The 14,605-nt window shown below is 61.6% G+C and carries 14 protein-coding genes and 1 pseudogene; 5 read left to right on the top strand and 10 right to left on the bottom strand.

All coding sequences use genetic code 11. The features are described from left to right. The first annotated feature begins 88 nt into the window (after positions 1-88). The 3 genes from AC1ECK_RS06305 to AC1ECK_RS06295 are packed head-to-tail and all read left to right on the top strand — an operon-like array spanning position 89 to position 4,281. A complete protein-coding gene (locus AC1ECK_RS06305; protein WP_480317009.1) occupies positions 89-1,213 on the top strand; it encodes an HlyD family secretion protein in 1,125 nt (374 codons plus the stop codon). Beyond that, the gene (locus tag AC1ECK_RS06300) at positions 1,206-2,816 is read left to right on the top strand and encodes an MDR family MFS transporter (protein ID WP_480317007.1); all 1,611 of its coding nucleotides are present in this window, start codon (positions 1,206-1,208) and stop codon (positions 2,814-2,816) included. The genes AC1ECK_RS06305 and AC1ECK_RS06300 overlap by 8 nt, the downstream gene beginning before the upstream one ends. Positions 2,817-2,823: 7 nt before the next feature. Next, positions 2,824-4,281, top strand: a complete 1,458-nt coding sequence (locus tag AC1ECK_RS06295; protein ID WP_480317005.1) for an efflux transporter outer membrane subunit — start codon at positions 2,824-2,826, stop codon at positions 4,279-4,281. Between the two features lie 94 nt (positions 4,282-4,375). Here AC1ECK_RS06295 and AC1ECK_RS06290 read toward each other — a convergent pair whose 3' ends face one another. Then, positions 4,376-4,639 carry an H-NS family nucleoid-associated regulatory protein gene (locus tag AC1ECK_RS06290; protein WP_480317003.1) on the bottom strand — a complete coding sequence of 88 codons (264 nt, stop codon included), beginning with the start codon at positions 4,637-4,639 and terminating at the stop codon, positions 4,376-4,378. Positions 4,640-4,678: 39 nt separating this feature from the next. Next, positions 4,679-4,918, bottom strand: coding sequence for a hypothetical protein (locus AC1ECK_RS06285; protein ID WP_480317001.1), 240 nt, complete (start codon positions 4,916-4,918; stop codon positions 4,679-4,681). A gap of 507 nt (positions 4,919-5,425) precedes the next feature. Here AC1ECK_RS06285 and AC1ECK_RS06280 point away from each other — a divergent pair. Beyond that, positions 5,426-6,265 (top strand): AraC family transcriptional regulator, encoded by an 840-nt coding sequence (locus tag AC1ECK_RS06280; protein WP_480316999.1) that lies wholly within the window; start codon positions 5,426-5,428, stop codon positions 6,263-6,265. Positions 6,266-6,298: 33 nt separating this feature from the next. Here the strand turns inward: AC1ECK_RS06280 and AC1ECK_RS06275 are convergent, their stop codons facing one another. Beyond that, positions 6,299-6,892: a LysE family translocator gene (locus AC1ECK_RS06275; RefSeq protein ID WP_480316997.1), complete on the bottom strand. Its 594-nt coding sequence runs from the start codon at positions 6,890-6,892 to the stop codon at positions 6,299-6,301. A 229-nt stretch (positions 6,893-7,121) separates the two neighbouring features. Between AC1ECK_RS06275 and AC1ECK_RS06270 the strand changes: the two are divergent. Then, a pseudogene (locus tag AC1ECK_RS06270) lies at positions 7,122-7,280 on the top strand (AraC family ligand binding domain-containing protein); the annotation flags it as partial. Positions 7,281-7,359: 79 nt separating this feature from the next. On the opposite strand, the gene AC1ECK_RS06265 reads toward AC1ECK_RS06270, so the two are convergent. From AC1ECK_RS06265 to AC1ECK_RS06235, 7 genes are all read right to left on the bottom strand, one after another. Then, positions 7,360-8,070, bottom strand: a complete 711-nt coding sequence (locus AC1ECK_RS06265) for a PepSY-associated TM helix domain-containing protein (protein ID WP_480316995.1) — start codon at positions 8,068-8,070, stop codon at positions 7,360-7,362. 45 nt (positions 8,071-8,115) lie between these two features. After that, positions 8,116-8,892, bottom strand: coding sequence for a hypothetical protein (locus AC1ECK_RS06260; protein ID WP_480316993.1), 777 nt, complete (start codon positions 8,890-8,892; stop codon positions 8,116-8,118). A 51-nt stretch (positions 8,893-8,943) separates the two neighbouring features. Then, the gene (locus AC1ECK_RS06255; protein ID WP_480316991.1) at positions 8,944-11,184 is read right to left on the bottom strand and encodes a TonB-dependent siderophore receptor; all 2,241 of its coding nucleotides are present in this window, start codon (positions 11,182-11,184) and stop codon (positions 8,944-8,946) included. 143 nt (positions 11,185-11,327) lie between these two features. Next, entirely contained in the window at positions 11,328-12,218 is an 891-nt protein-coding gene (locus AC1ECK_RS06250) for an NAD(P)-dependent oxidoreductase (RefSeq protein ID WP_480316989.1), read from the bottom strand. 132 nt (positions 12,219-12,350) lie between these two features. Further along, a complete protein-coding gene (locus AC1ECK_RS06245; protein WP_480316987.1) occupies positions 12,351-12,941 on the bottom strand; it encodes a GNAT family N-acetyltransferase in 591 nt (196 codons plus the stop codon). Between the two features lie 72 nt (positions 12,942-13,013). Continuing rightward, positions 13,014-13,613 (bottom strand): glutathione S-transferase family protein, encoded by a 600-nt coding sequence (locus AC1ECK_RS06240; protein ID WP_480316985.1) that lies wholly within the window; start codon positions 13,611-13,613, stop codon positions 13,014-13,016. A 31-nt stretch (positions 13,614-13,644) separates the two neighbouring features. Further along, on the bottom strand, positions 13,645-14,337 hold the full coding sequence (locus AC1ECK_RS06235) for an O-methyltransferase (RefSeq protein ID WP_480316983.1): 693 nt from the start codon (positions 14,335-14,337) through the stop codon (positions 13,645-13,647). Between the last annotated feature and the right edge of the window lie 268 nt (positions 14,338-14,605).

Below are 14,605 nucleotides of genomic sequence, written 5' to 3'. Positions count from 1 at the left end.
GTTTTCGTAAGCGATGTAAAAATATATCAATTGACAGAAATGTGCCAACTGGAATAATTATATCAATTGGAAAAAATTTGGAGTCGTCATGTCGGCCACCCTTCCCGTCAATGAAGCCAAAGGCGCGACCCCGGCCCGCCGCCCCACCGCGCGTCGGCTGCTGATGGCCGCCGGCCTGCTGGCCCTGCTCGCGGCCGCCGCCTGGGGCGTGCGCTGGTGGATGGTGGGGCGCTTCATCCAGAGCACGGACGACGCCTACCTGCAAGCCGATAGTATGACGGTTGCGCCGAAAGTGTCGGGCTACGTGGCGGAAGTGCTGGTCGGCGACAACCAGACGGTTGCGCTCGGCCAGCCGCTCGTGCGGCTCGACAACCGCCAATATCAGGCGGCGCTGGAACAGGCCAACGCCACCGTGGCCGCGCGCCAGGCCGACATCGTGCGCGGCGAAGCCGAGCTGGCTCAGCAGCAGGCGAGCATCGGCGAGGCGCGCGCGCAGCTCGACGGCGCTGTTTCCAACGAGGCTCACGCTATTGCCCAGGTCAAACGCTACGAGCCGCTTGCCGTCACCGGAGCCGAGACCGACGAGCGCGTTGCCGACTTGCGCAACACGGCGCGCCAGGCCAGCGCGACGCGCGCCGCGGATGCCGCAGCGCTGCAGGTCGCCGAGCGGCAGATTGCGAACCTGCAGGCGCAGATCGCCCAGGCTCGCGCGCAACTTGAAGCAGCGCTCGCCAGCGCGCGTCAGTCGCAACTCGACGCCCAGGACACGGTGCTGCGCAGCACGATTGCCGGGCGTGTCGGCGACCGCTCGGTGCGCGTCGGCCAGTATGTGCAGCCGGGCACGCGCCTGATGACCATCGTGCCGGTGCAGGACGTGTATCTCACGGCGAATTTCAAGGAAACGCAGATCGGCCTGATGCGCGTCGGCCAGCCGGCGACGATCCGCGTCGACGCCTTGCCCGGCGAGGATCTGCGCGGCACGGTAGACAGCTTTTCGCCCGGCACCGGTTCGCAGTTCGCGCTGCTGCCGGCGCAGAACGCCACCGGCAACTTCACGAAGATCGTCCAGCGCGTGCCGGTGAAGATCCGTATCGCGGCCGGCCCGGAAACGCGCAAGGTGCTGCTGCCTGGCTTGTCCGTGAACGTGGACGTGGACACGCACGGCGCTCGCGACACGGCAGAGCGCATCGAACGGGAAAACGGGCGTGGCTGATTCGCAAACTGCGGCGAATGAGGCGGCAAGCACGCCGGCTTCGACGAAGCCGGCGCATCCCGCCAACGCCAGCGCGGCCGACTGGATCGCCGTAGCCGCCGGCGCGCTGGGCGCGCTGATGGCGACGCTCGACATCTCCATCACGAACTCGGCCTTGCCGCAGATCCAGGGGCAAATCGGCGCGACCGGCACCGAAGGCACGTGGATTTCGACCGGTTACCTGATGTCCGAGATCGTGATGATCCCGCTCGCCGCGTGGCTCACGCGTGTGTTCGGACTGCGTAATTTCCTGCTTGGCAATGCGACACTCTTCACGGTGTTCTCGATCATGTGCGGCATCTCGCACAGCCTGCCGCAGATGATCGCGGGGCGCATCGGCCAGGGCTTCACCGGCGGCGCGATGATTCCCACTGCGCAGACTATTGTCGCGACGCGTCTGCCGCGTCATCAGATGCCGATCGGCATGACCATGTTCGGGCTGATCGTGCTGCTCGGACCGCTGCTCGGGCCAGTGGTGGGCGGCTGGCTCGCGGAGAATATCGACTGGAGCTGGTGTTTCTTCGTCAACCTGCCGGTCTGCGTCGCGCTCGTGATCCTGCTGTACGTGGGGCTGAAGAAGGACCACACCAACTGGACGCAGTTCATCAAGGCCGACTGGCTCGGCATCGTCGGGCTGGCTGCGGGTTTGAGTTCGCTGACCGTGGTGCTCGAAGAAGGGCAGCGCGAACGCTGGTTCGAATCGTCGATGATCGTCTGGTTGAGCATTCTTTCTGCGGTGGGTATCGGCCTGCTGCTGATCGCGCAGGTCGTCTCGAAGGCGCCGATCGTGCGCCTGAAGTTGCTGAAGAACACGCGCTACGCGAGCGTGATCATGATCGTCTTCACGGTGGGCGCAGGTCTGTATTGCGTGTCGTACCTGCTGCCGCAATTTCTGAGCGGCGTGTCGGGTTACAACGCAGAGCAGTCCGGCGCGGTGATGCTGGTGTCCGGCGTGCCCGCATTTCTGCTGATGCCGGTGCTGCCGCGCCTGATGGGTCGCGTGGATACGCGCTTGATGGTGATCGCCGGGCTCTGCTGCTTCGCCGCGAGTTGCATGCTCGACATCTCGCTCACCGCGCAAAGCGTCGGCCATGACTTCACGTGGTCGCAACTGCTGCGCGGTGTGGGTCAGGTGCTGGCGATGATGCCGCTCAATCAGGCGTCGATGGCGGCCGTGCCGCGCGAGGAGGCGGGCGATGCGGCCGGCCTCTACAACATGGCGCGTAACCTGGGTGGTTCGGTCGGCCTGGCGCTGCTGGGCACCTTCATCGACCGGCGCAACACTTTCCATGAAGACGTGATCCGCGATTCGTTAAGTGCGAACTCGCTGGTTGGGCAGGACCATATTACGGCGAGCGCCGCGAGTTTTTTCGCGCAAAGCGGCGACATGGCCTACGCCAGGCTCCAGGCGCTCGCGCAACTGACCGCGCAGATGCAGCAGCAGGCGACGGTCATCACCTATTCCGAAACCTTCTACGTGCTCGGCGTCGCGCTGCTGCTTTGCATTCCGCTCGCGTTCTTTCTGAAGAGGCCGGCTGCCGGTGCGCCGTCGGCGGGACATTGAAAACAACATGAAGTCATTCAACACTGCTCTGGGTCATGGCCTGATTCCGCTGACCGCTGCACTGCTGCTGGCGGGCTGCACGGTGGGGCCGGATTACCATGGCGCGCCGCAGGCCGCACCGCTGGCAGCGCAAGCAAGCGCGTTCAACCGGGCGCCGCAGGGAACCGTGGCGACGGCGCCGGTCGCCGCGGCCTGGTGGCGGGCGTTAAACGACGCGCAACTCGACGCGCTGATCGATACCGCGCTCAAGAACAGCCCGGACCTGCACGCCGCCGAGGCGCGCGTGCGGCAAGCGCGCGCCGGGCTCACGGCGCAGCAGCGCAATGAATTGCCCAAGGTGCAGGCGAGCGCGGGGTATTTGCGCTCGCGCTCCCCCGATCTGGCTTCGCTCGAAGGCGGGCAGAGCGGGGCGTCGAGTGGCGGCGGGCCGATCGGCTTCTATCTTGCGGGTTTCGATGCAAGCTGGGAGCTCGATATTTTCGGCGGCACGCGGCGGGCCATCGAAGCCGCCTCGGCAGAGGCGGACGCGTCGCAGGCGGATCTCGCGGATTCCCATGTGCAACTGGCCGCCGAGGTCGCCCAGGCGTATGTCGGCTTGCGCGACGAGCAGCAGCGCGTGGCGATCGCGCATCAATCCGCGGAACTCGAAACGCACATCCTGACGCTCACCGAGCAGCGCCGTGCGCGTGGCGTCGCGTCGGATCTCGACGTCGAACGGATTCGTTCGCAGGTCGAGAACACCCAGGCGAGCATCATTCCGCTCGACGCCCAGGTGGAAGAATCGCTCGACGAACTGGCCGTGCTGACGGGCCGCGAGCCCGGCGCGCTGGATGCCGAGCTGGCCGCGCCGCAGCCGCTTCCCACCTTGCCGGCGACAGTGGAGGTGGGCGACCCCGCGCGCTTGCTGCGCCAGCGTCCCGACATCCGCGCGGCCGAGCGGCGGCTTGCCTCGCAGAACGCGCAGATCGGCGAGCATGAAGCGGACTGGTTTCCGAAGGTCACGCTGTTTGGAGACCTGAGCTTCAGCGCCTCCGATCCGGGCCATCTGCTGCGCAAGAGCAACTATACCTGGCTCGGGGTGCCGTACCTGCAATGGAATGTGCTCGATTTCGGCCGCACCCAGGCGAGCGTCGATCAGGCCAAGGCAGGGCGCGACGAGGCCGAGGCAAAGTATCAGAGCACCGTGCTGGGCGCGCTGAAGGATGCGGATGTGGCGTTGTCGCGCTATGGGCACGAGCGCGAGAATGCGCTAAGCCTTCGTGAGGTGGAAGACTCGGCGACGCATGCTGCCGTATTGACCGAGCAGCGCTACCGTGCGGGTACGACTACGGCGCTGGACTGGCTCGATGCCGAGCGGACCCGCTATTCAGCGGAACAGAACCGGATTCAGAGCGACGCGCAGTTGATCAAGGACTACGTTGCGTTGCAGAAGAGTCTGGGCCTGGGGTGGGAGACGCCCAGTTAAGGGTGTGCACGGCACGGTTTAGTTGACCGCCGTATTTGAAAGCCGCATTTGACCGTGTCGCGCTCAAACCTGCGCACGTAATACGCCAGCCGCATTATGCATTTTCGCCGCAGCGAAAATGCTCGATGCTTTGCCCAGCGGCGACGGCGCGCTGCAACCACTCGGGCAGCGAACCGCGGCCGTTCCAGGTGTTGCCCCACGCGTCGCGGTAAGCCACCGCCTGTTCTTCCTTGCGGTCCGATTCGAGAGACTGCGCGAGGGCGGGCAACGTAATGCCAAACTCGTCCATGCGGTGGCGAATCCAGCGGATCAGACGCTCGCGAGCTTCGCCGTCAAGTCGTTCAATCGTCGTAGACATGGTTCCTGATAAGCCGGAAACAATAGCGGGGCAGCCGGATTAGTTGGTCCGCTTCGGCTTGGGTGCGATCTTGCCGACGGCCGAATCGAAGTAATCCTGAGCCTCTGCGAGTTCGTCCAATGCCTGCTCGAGCTGACGCAACGCGAGCGAATGCTCGATTTGCCGACTCTGCGGCACATCCTCTCCCCTCACGACGCGAAATGCAATATCAACTTGCCTGGTTGCACGAACGAACCGTTCGGCAGCGCTCGCTTCACGTGAGTGTGCATGGGTCGACATGGGGTACCTCCACTCTTTAAATCAAACAAGACGGTTGTTGGCGGGGCCGTTGTATGACTGCCATGTGTCGCTGCGTTTCAGCTCAGGTATGGCGTGATGACGCGGTGGTTAGCGCGCCTGCCTTGAACTGTCGATCCGGACGGATAGTGTGGCAGTCCCAGGCAACCTGCAGACGGTGATGATTACACCACTTTCGTTGGCGATACGCCAGGAGAAAAACCTGAGAACAGCGGCTGATTTCCGTAGCTTGCCAGGAACGGCATCCGAGCGCCAGGGGATGTTGCGAAATTTCACGCCGGGACTGTTAACTTCTTCGGATTGGTGTTAACTTGTTCGGTTACATCCGCGCGCGTTCGTTTCGTCGTATCCTTGCTCTGTTGCTGGCGCCCACTTGCTGCCAGTCCTGCCTCCGCGCTTCATGTAACTGACACTGCAGACTGTACACACTGAAGCGGCGAACCATTTTGAGCAGTTGCGCATATCATGGATGCTGGATAACGACCGAGCATGGCAAACGGCGTGAGCTTAGCGACGAACGAACCGATGGCGCCTATCTTCTGGCGGGATGATGCGTTGCCTTTTATCGAAGCCCGTTCGATCGAGGATGGCCGGAGCGTTTGCTACGGCAGGCATTCGCACTCGACGTTCTCAATCGGCGCGGTCACCGGCGGCGAGAGTACCTATCTGAATGGACGGATGCTTGAACGCATCGGCGCGGGCGCGGTGGTGGTGATCAACCCGGAACAGGTTCATGCTTGTAACCCGATCGACAATCGGCTCTGGGCTTACCGCATGATTTACGCGGATGTAGTCTGGCTTAGGGACCTTCAACGGGATCTGGGCATACACCTAAACGGTGATTTTCATGCGTTTTCCGCCACGCTGACAACGCTGCCGGTTCTATACCACGGCTTGAACCATCTGTACGACATGCTCAGCGACGTACAGTCGGACACGCTGCAAAGGCAGAGCGCGGCCGTCCACTTCTTTTCGGAAGTGCACCGGTATCTCGGTCTGGCGCCGGTGCTGAAGACCAGCGAAAACCGCAGGCTGACGCGTGCCGCGGAATACATCAAGGACAATTGCCTGCGCTCCCTGTTGCTGGATGAAATTTGCGCCGCGGCGGATCTTTCCGCATCCTATTTGATCCGCGCGTTCAAGCTTCGCTACGGCATGACGCCTCATGCATACCTGATGAATAGCCGCATCGAATATAGCCGTGCGCAACTCAGACGCGGACGGGCCATCGCCGAGGTGGCCGCCGAAGCAGGCTTTGCCGATCAGGCTCATTTGCAGCGAGCCTTCAGGAAATTCGTAGCGGCGACGCCCGGTCAATACCGGGGATGAATGCCGGGTTCCGGATAGGGCAAGTCCGGTGGTTCAGGCCTTGAGCAAGTAGAGAGCGCTACCGGCAAGCAGGAGCGCCATCACGCGATTGAAGAAGCGTATCCGCGCGGGATCGCCCAAATACCGACGCAGGCATGACCCCGCATAAGCCCAACACGCGATAGAGGCATAGCAGATCACGAAGTAGACGGCCGTGAACCGCCAGACCTCTGCGCGATCACCGGTGGCCGCATAGACGCCTATGCCGGCGACCGCCGCGAGCCAGGCTTTTGGATTCAGCCATTGCATTGCCGCGCCGGACAGCAAGGATGGCGCTTTGCCAAGTTGGGCTTGAGCGTCTCCGAGCGTTCCGTCGTCAGTTGCCAACTTATAAGCCATGAAGAATAGAAAGGCCACGCCAGCCCATTGAATGAGCTGGGTGAGATGCGGCCGGTGACTGAGCAGCTCGCGCAGACCGAAGCCCGTCAGCAGGAGCAGCAACGTGAAACCGAAGGTCGCGCCGGTGACGTGCCGCAGGCTTGCACCGAGCCCGTGTTGAGCGCCGGCGCTGAGCGCGACGATATTGACCGGCCCGGGAGAAATCGACATAGCCAGCGAAAACGCTGCCATGGAAAGAACGACGCTCATTCATTGCCCTCTGCAGATTGTTTCGAAATTCTCGAAGGCAGAAGGTAACGGGCGGCAGCGTGAGGTGTATTGAAGAAAATTATCCTTTTGCGGTTTTCTGCCTGCAAAACCCGCTAGCATCCTCTCAAACGCCGCTTCGCATCGAGTGCTAAGATTGCGCGGCGAGTCAGATCGCCGCCGCGAACCGCACGGCAAGGATGGGACGAGATGGCCGCAGCAGACCGCATCAGGAACGGCATGGGCGCAGAGGGAATCGAGCTTCCACGGCCGGCCGTTTGCGCCGCACCGTCACGACACGTATGCGATCGGTATGACGGTATCCGGCGTTCAGACCTTCAATTTCAGAGGGCAACGCTGGCACTGCCTGCCAGGCGAATGCCACATACTGATCAAAGCCCAGTACAGAGTTAGCGGCGTGTTTCATGCCGACACGCGGCTCGCCCTGTCGAGGCCAGGTCCTTTTGAACTTAGATCGACTGCATGGCAAAAGCTATCATCGCGACAATCGAACTAAAAAAGATGAGCGCACCCAAAGTTCGCCGGCGATTAAGCTCGGTCCAAAGGATGACCCCTGTAATCGAGAGCAGCACCAGACTTCCGGCGACCGTATCAGCGAGCAAGATCCAGCCGGCGGTCGTACCATTCGCACGATGAAGTGCTTCGATTACGGCGATGAAATTCTGCTCCCTTCGTTCGACCGACACAAAAGTTCCACCTTTCCAGTAGTCGGCGTCGACCAGGTAGTGCGGAGCCGTGAAGCGGGCCGACCAGTGCTCGGGCTGGATGACCGAACGGTCGCCCCAGGTAACAGGCTGTGCGGGGTCGCGCGTGACGCGGGAAGCCGCGCGATCAAGTTGCATTTCTGTCTGGACCCAGCGACCAAGATCACGCGGCCCTTTAAGCTTGTCAGGGGATATTGGCAGTTGCACTTTCGACACGATGGGCGCGTCACCCACCTTGATTTTCATGAGCGCCCGATGATTCTGCAGGAAACCTGTCAGCCCAAAGAGCAACCCGAGGACTGCTCCCCAAAGTCCAACCCACCCGTGAACCTTGCGGAGCCATTTGAGAACCTGGCTCCGGCGGGACCGCGTATTTGTGCGACTCTTTTGGCTCACGGAAACTGGTGAGAGAGTCTTTTGAGCGGGCGACTCCGTGGGCGTCTGAAGGGAACTCATTCGTAATTTAGGGTGTTAGTTGACTGTTACAGACGCGGGGAAATTTCACCGGGACGAGGAAAGAGCCCAGTCAAGCGCCGCGTCAAACATCGCGATGCCATCGGTGCTCAGCTTTTCGAACGAACGGTTACCCAGGAAAAATGCGACGCGACGCGCGGGCGCGATGAAGTCGTAGTCCATCGTCGCTCCTTTTTCGTAACCGAAAACCACCGCATGGGTCGGCTCGCCGCATTCTGTCGCGATGACCGTCGCACCCGGTGCGGGTTTGCCCCATCCCATTTCGTCGTCGCGCGGATAAACCCAGTGCTTGCCCGCCGACACGCCGCCCGCAAGCGGGCTCGGTGCGTTGACGACATTGATGTAATGCTCCTTGGCCAGTTCGCCGAAGTCCTCGCCCTTCTTCTGTCCAGTGAAGCGCAACGAGTCGAACAGGTCCGACTCCCATGTGATCAGTGGCACCGGTATGTCACGGAAAGCGGTACCGACCATATCCCGTGCGCTGACTACCGACGAAATAATCACGAGGTCCTCGCCGTTCGCTTCACTGACGGGCGCGGTTTCGTCCACCATCTTGACGATCATTCCGCGCTGTTCGAGATGCGCGCGGACCTTGTCGTCTTCCTCGCGGTCGCGATGCTTCAGACGCGTCACATAGAGCACGTTCTTGTTCGCCGTGATCTGCTGCGTGTCCACTTTGTTCACAGCGCCAGTAGCATTCGCGTCCGTGGGAGTGGCATGCACGACGCTGCCGCTCGCAATGCCGATAGCCGCGACCGCGAGTGCAATAGTTCCTCTGATGTGATGCAACGAAAAGTCAAACATAAGTTATCTGATCCGGTTGAATGCGAAACCCCTGCGCCGATCACCTGGTCCTTAAAAGTCGAACGTCGATGTCAGCGAGATCGTGCGTTCCAGGCCGATACCTAGCTGGCTCGATCCCGAGGACGCCCAGTAGTGCTTATTGAACGCGTTGTCGACGTTGAGCTGGAACGTCGCGTTCTTGCCGAGAATGTGCGTCTGATAACGCGCGCCTGCGGAGAACAGCGTGTAGCCGGGGATATACGCCTGATTGGCATCGTTGATCGGACGCGAGCCAATAAAGTACGCGCCGCCGTTCACGGAGAGGCCCGACACGTGCGGAACCAGGTAGTTCAGGAAGATGCTGCCGGTATAGCGCGGCGTGTTTTCCGGTGTCTTGCCAAGGGTCGTCGAGTCCGTGCTGTCGACGAGTTCTGCGTTCAACCACATACCGGTCGTTACGATCGAAAGATCGCGCGTGATGTCGCCCTGGTACGAAAACTCGATGCCTCGATAACGCCCCACGCCATTCAGTGCGTACACGTTGTCGTCGCCCGTGCTCGCGGACGGCTGACGGATCTGGAAGACCGCAACCGACAGCAGCGAGTCATTGCTGAAGCGGTGGCGATAGCCGACTTCTTCCTGCTTGCTAACCGCTGCCGGCAAGACCTGATAGGCATTCGACGCGGTAGCGGGAGCAGTGCCCGCCGATTCCAGGCCTTCGATATAACTCGCGTAGATGCTGTCGTGCGGCGTCAGCTTGTAGACAAGGCTCGCCGACGGCGACGTGTGGTTCACGTCCTGGGTCGCAGTTTGCGCTTGTGTTGCGTGGTAATCCGAGTAGCGCAAGCCAGCGGTGAAATCCAGATCCTTCGTCAGGCCAATCCGGTCGTAGATGTAAGCACCCCGATTGCTGATGTGCTGCGCATAAAACGCCTTCGAACCCGCTGCCTTCAACGACGTGATGCTGATCGGCGAATAGAGATTCTGGGTGGCCGTGTAGTAGTACGTCGTGAAGTCCGGCTGGAACAGCCAGTTCTCGACCACGCCGAACGTCACGTCGTTCGAGATGCGGCCCGTGTCGAACACACCGTTCAACTCGGCGCGCACGTCCTTGTTCTCGTAAAACTGGCCGTTCTGCTGGCTGCCCTGCAGGGTCCCAACGCCCGTATTGACGTTGTACTTCTGCAGAATCCACAACCAGCGGTTACGCTGCGTAATGGACTGCCCGATCGAGACGTTCGCGCTCCAGTTGTCGTTGATAAGGTAGTCGGCGCGCAGGATCTGCGCGATGGCGGTCGAGGTGGTCGGCTTGTTGTTCGGGACCAGCAAGGTCGACGCGTCGGGCAGCTTTGGCAACGTGATGACTCCGTTGACAGCGGCGAGCGGCGTGATGCCAGCCTGTTCGACAACTCGTTGATCGATATGTTCGAGGTCGTACTTGAAGGTCAGCTTGTTGGTCGCCTTCCAGTCGAGGGCGACGCTCTCAAACTTGCGGTAGCCCCGGTCGCCGTTGATTGGCGTTTCGACGTGCTCGTCCATCGCGTTGACGCGAATCCCGAACTGGTTGTCAACCCCGAAGCGTCGCGCAATATCTGCATGTACACCGACCGAGCCGTGCGAATCGACCAGCACCGAAGCTGAGGTGACCGGCGTGTCGCCTGCCCTCTTCATCACCATGTTGACGATCCCGGCCGGGACCGTGAAGCCGTAATACAACGCGGCCGCGCCCTTCAGCACTTCGACCCGCTCCTTGTCCTGCATCGGCATCCAGATGTTGTTGTCGATCGGCAGCACGCCGTCGAGGTAATAACTCTGGCGGTTGTCGAGAGCGATCCCGCGAATCGACAACTGGTCGTACGAGATGCCGCTCAACTGCTGACGCGTGACACCTGCCACATTGCGCAGCGCATCGAACAATCCGGTGGCCGCTTGCGCCTGCAGCAGGTCGCTGGTGACGACGTTGACCGTGGCGGGAACCTCGAGCGCATCGAGGCCGCGATACTGGCCCGTCTGCACAGTCTTCGCGGCATACGGACTGGCGGTTTTCGCCTTGACTCCTTTCACCGAGATCGACGGAAGCGTCGAGCCGTTGGCCACGTCCGGACTGGACGCGTTCGCCGACGAGGCCGCTGCGGGCGCTGCGGCGACGGGTTGCGCGGGATTTGACGCCGCGTCGTCAAGATCGGTGGCGGCATAGGTGAGCGCGGGACACGCTATTGCGAGCAAGGCGCTGACCGTGACGCGGCGTCGCGCAAATTCATCGCGTGGCCTGGTTCCCGTCAGGCGACGCTGGTGGCATGGAGCCTTTTTCATATGTACTTCGGGATAGCGGGGCAAACGATGCAGCCGCCGACTTATCCCGGTTAACCCCGGTATAAATGTTGGTGAATGATAATGATTCGCATTTATACCAATAAAGAAAGCTGCACGCAAGCAGGGGGGCCAAATAAGCGACTCTAAGCGCCGGAATCGGTTCTGGCTTCGAATGCGTGGATTACCGCCGCCATATCCTCCTGGCCGTGTCCGAGCGCCAGCGTCTCACCGTAGAGCGCGTAGCAGACGTCGAGCAGCGGCGACGCGACCTTGGACTTGCGTGCGGCTTCGGCGACCAGCCGGTTGTTCTTGAGCACGTCGGTGATGGCGGCCTGCACATCGAAGTCGCGCGTCACCAGCTTGAGGACTTTGACGCGCGAGATGCTGCTGGCCATCTGACCGGCGTCGACGACAGCGCGAAACTGCTCCATATCCAGCCCATTTTGCTGCGCGAAATGGGCCGCCTCCGCGAGGCCGGTGACCGTCGTGATCAGAAAGATGTTCACCGCGAGCTTCATCAGCAGGCCGCTCGGAACGGGACCGCACACAATCGTCTGATGGCACATGGGCTGAAGCAGAGGACGCACGCGTTCGACGGCAGTGGGGTCGCCCGCGAGCATCGCGACAAGTTGCCCGGCTTCGGCCGGCTTGCGCGAGCCGGAGACAGGGGCTTCCACATAACTTCCGCCGGCCTCGCGAATCGCGGCTTCGAGTCCGCGCGAATATTCGGGCGAGGTGGTCCCCATGTGGACGATGGTGTGCTGCGCGACGTTGTTACCGAACGCCGGCGTGCCGCGGCCAAGCACGGCGTCGATCGCATCGCCGTCGGCCAGCATCAGGATCACCACGGCGGCTTGCTGGAAAACCTCGGTGGGGTTGCTTGCGAGCGTGGCGCCTGCTGCGCGCAAGGGTTCGCTGCGTTCGCTCGAGCGGTTCCATACGATCAGCCTGGTGCCTGCGCGAGCCAGATTGAGCGCCATGGGCTGTCCCATCACGCCAAGGCCGATAAAACCAACGTTCATGTCTGCCTCCATCTCTTGCTGAAGTGGCTGCCTGCTACGAGGCATCAAGTCGGGATGCTAGGCTCGAGCGTCGCGCGCTGTCTTGAACGATTGTGCAGGTGTGGGAAGCTGGTGCGGCAATATCCTGTGCGCTTCTTCCAGGCGCTATGCGTCGGCTGCGTTGATTCTGTCCAGAGGCACTCGAAAGCGGAGCGCCTCGGCGCCGCCAAATGCCTCGTCCTTACGAAAGCGCTCGATCAGCACACCGTTGCACGCTTCGATTACCCTTTGCGACGCAAGGTTATCGAGGTCGGTGGTCAACTCGACATACGACAGTCCTCGTTGTTTGGCGTACGGCAGCAACGCTGCGAGCGCCGCGCGAGCGTAGCCGCGGTTGCGTTTCCACGGGACGATCGAGTATCCGATATGACCCGGCACGATCGGCGGCAACGCCGAGCTGCCGTGTTGCCAGCGAAAGCCGATCGAGCCGCAAAACTCGCCATCCGATATCCAGCGGATGACGCTAGGCAAGCGGGTGATAAACGAGCCATCGGGCAGGGAAATCGGGCCGCCTGCCGCTTCAGGATCATCGAGACTCGCGACGAAACCGGCGGTATCTGTGTCGATTCGTTCGAGGTGTTCGCGTGCCGTTTCGGCTGGGCGGACGTTGTCCGGCGACCAGCCTACGTTCAAGGCGGCAACATAGCCGGGCAAGTCTGCAAGACTGGGCTTTAGGAGCTTGATGGAGGGTTTCATCGCGCCGCCGAGGATTTCACCAATAAAGTGGCATGCCGTTGCGCACGACTCGTCGACGCGTTTCAGCCGGGCTTAGGGTAGCCTGGCAGCCTGCTGGTAAGCAGGCCGGCCGCAGCAACGGTCGAGCCAGTTCGTGACGTGTGGCCGTTTCTCCCGCTCGAAGTGACGCACGGCGCTAATGACGCTTGCGACGTTCAGATCGGCTACGGAGAACGCCGTTCCGACGAGCCATTCGGATTCGGCAAGCGCCAGTTCCAACCGGTCGAGTGGGCTCTGCATCTCGGCGGCAGCGGAGCTCGCAAGCGAAGCGTCGCGCGCCGACTCGGGGAGCCACATCGTGTTGCATGCCCACACCATATAGGCTGATTCAAGCGAAGTCACGGCCCACAAACTCCATTGCAGGACCAACGCCTGTTCTTTGGCGTCGTCCGGCCAAAGCTTGCCGGCCTTTTGCGCCAGATAGACATTGATCGCGAGCGACTCCGTGAGAACGAAGCCATCGTCGGAGATTGCCGGGATCGTGCCGGCCGGGTTCACGAGGCGATAGCGCGCGTTCTGCCGGCAATCGCGCCAGTCGAGCGGTTCATGCTCGAACTCGAGGCCAAGCTCGGTTGCCATCCAGAGAACACGTTCAGCGCGTGAGCGGCTGGTGCCGAAAATGGTAAGCGACATGAGTGTCTGAATGCGTGATGGATTGGACCGATTACGCGCCACCCGCACCACTTGGCGGCGCCGAAACGATCGTAATCGAAAAGCCGTCCCAACCTTTCGAACCCACCGTTTGCACCGCCGTCGTATCCGTCGCCGGGTTGGCGGCGAGCATGTCGAAAAACTCGCGCACGCCAATGACGTCCGGCTCGTCGTTGTCCATGTCTGCAACCTTGCCGTTGCGCACGACGTTGTCTGCGACGATCACGGTGCCCGGCCGCGATAGCTGCAATGTGAGCCGGAGGTATTCAGGGTAGCTGGCTTTGTCTGCATCGAGAAAGATGAAGTCGAACGGCGGTGTCTTGCTGGCGACCATCTGTTCGAGGCTCTCAGCCGCCAGTCCGGTGATCACCGAAACTTTGTCGGCCAGACCCGCTACAGCAAGATTCTTTCTTGCGACATCGGCATTGCCCGGATCGGCTTCGAGCGTAACGAGCACGCCGTTCTCGGGCAGCGCGCGGGCGAGCCAGATGGCGCTATATCCGCCGAGCGTGCCCAGTTCCAGAATCCTGCGCGCGCCGTGGATTCGCGCCAGCAGGTGCAGAAACTTGCCTTGATTGGGTGCCACGTTGATCGCACGCAGGCCGGCCTGCGTGCTGGCCTCTAGCGTTGCGTCGAGTGCCGGGTCGGACTTGACCAGCCCGCGAGAAAGATAGTCGTCAACCGCGTTCCACATTTCGGCCGTCATCGTATTCTCCGTCCTTGGGATCTTGAGCTCACGTCCTCTGATGGAGGGAGCGGTAGAGTTGCTGTCCCATTGAATATCAAAGGCGTTGGCCATAATACCGCATGCAATCCGATTGATTGCATGCGTTACCTATGTAAGGAGCTCGTTTTGCCGATTCCAGTGAACCAGCCCGTGCAAGCCGCGGCTAAGGCGGAGTTCATGTCCGGAATCTCGGCTTCCTCGGCAACCTATGTCACAGTGCCGCCGCACGTTGACAAGTCCCACAGGA

Source organism: Paraburkholderia sp. SSBN10T (genome assembly GCF_056619545.1).
Note: the sequence above shows the minus strand (reverse complement) of the source record. Positions and strands in the feature narration are given on the sequence as shown.

Bases quoted from the DNA above. Each gene is read 5' to 3' on its own strand.
- AC1ECK_RS06280 (WP_480316999.1), top strand. From the start codon at position 5,426: ATGGCAAACGGCGTGAGCTTAGCGACGAACGAACCGATGGCGCCTATC.
- AC1ECK_RS06265 (WP_480316995.1), bottom strand. From the start codon at position 8,070: ATGAGTTCCCTTCAGACGCCCACGGAGTCGCCCGCTCAAAAGACTCTC.
- AC1ECK_RS06240 (WP_480316985.1), bottom strand. From the start codon at position 13,613: ATGTCGCTTACCATTTTCGGCACCAGCCGCTCACGCGCTGAACGTGTT.
- AC1ECK_RS06245 (WP_480316987.1), bottom strand. From the start codon at position 12,941: ATGAAACCCTCCATCAAGCTCCTAAAGCCCAGTCTTGCAGACTTGCCC.
- AC1ECK_RS06275 (WP_480316997.1), bottom strand. From the start codon at position 6,892: ATGAGCGTCGTTCTTTCCATGGCAGCGTTTTCGCTGGCTATGTCGATT.
- AC1ECK_RS06290 (WP_480317003.1), bottom strand. From the start codon at position 4,639: ATGTCTACGACGATTGAACGACTTGACGGCGAAGCTCGCGAGCGTCTG.
- AC1ECK_RS06260 (WP_480316993.1), bottom strand. From the start codon at position 8,892: ATGTTTGACTTTTCGTTGCATCACATCAGAGGAACTATTGCACTCGCG.
- AC1ECK_RS06255 (WP_480316991.1), bottom strand. From the start codon at position 11,184: ATGAAAAAGGCTCCATGCCACCAGCGTCGCCTGACGGGAACCAGGCCA.
- AC1ECK_RS06235 (WP_480316983.1), bottom strand. From the start codon at position 14,337: ATGACGGCCGAAATGTGGAACGCGGTTGACGACTATCTTTCTCGCGGG.
- AC1ECK_RS06305 (WP_480317009.1), top strand. From the start codon at position 89: ATGTCGGCCACCCTTCCCGTCAATGAAGCCAAAGGCGCGACCCCGGCC.
- AC1ECK_RS06285 (WP_480317001.1), bottom strand. From the start codon at position 4,918: ATGTCGACCCATGCACACTCACGTGAAGCGAGCGCTGCCGAACGGTTC.
- AC1ECK_RS06295 (WP_480317005.1), top strand. From the start codon at position 2,824: ATGAAGTCATTCAACACTGCTCTGGGTCATGGCCTGATTCCGCTGACC.
- AC1ECK_RS06250 (WP_480316989.1), bottom strand. From the start codon at position 12,218: ATGGAGGCAGACATGAACGTTGGTTTTATCGGCCTTGGCGTGATGGGA.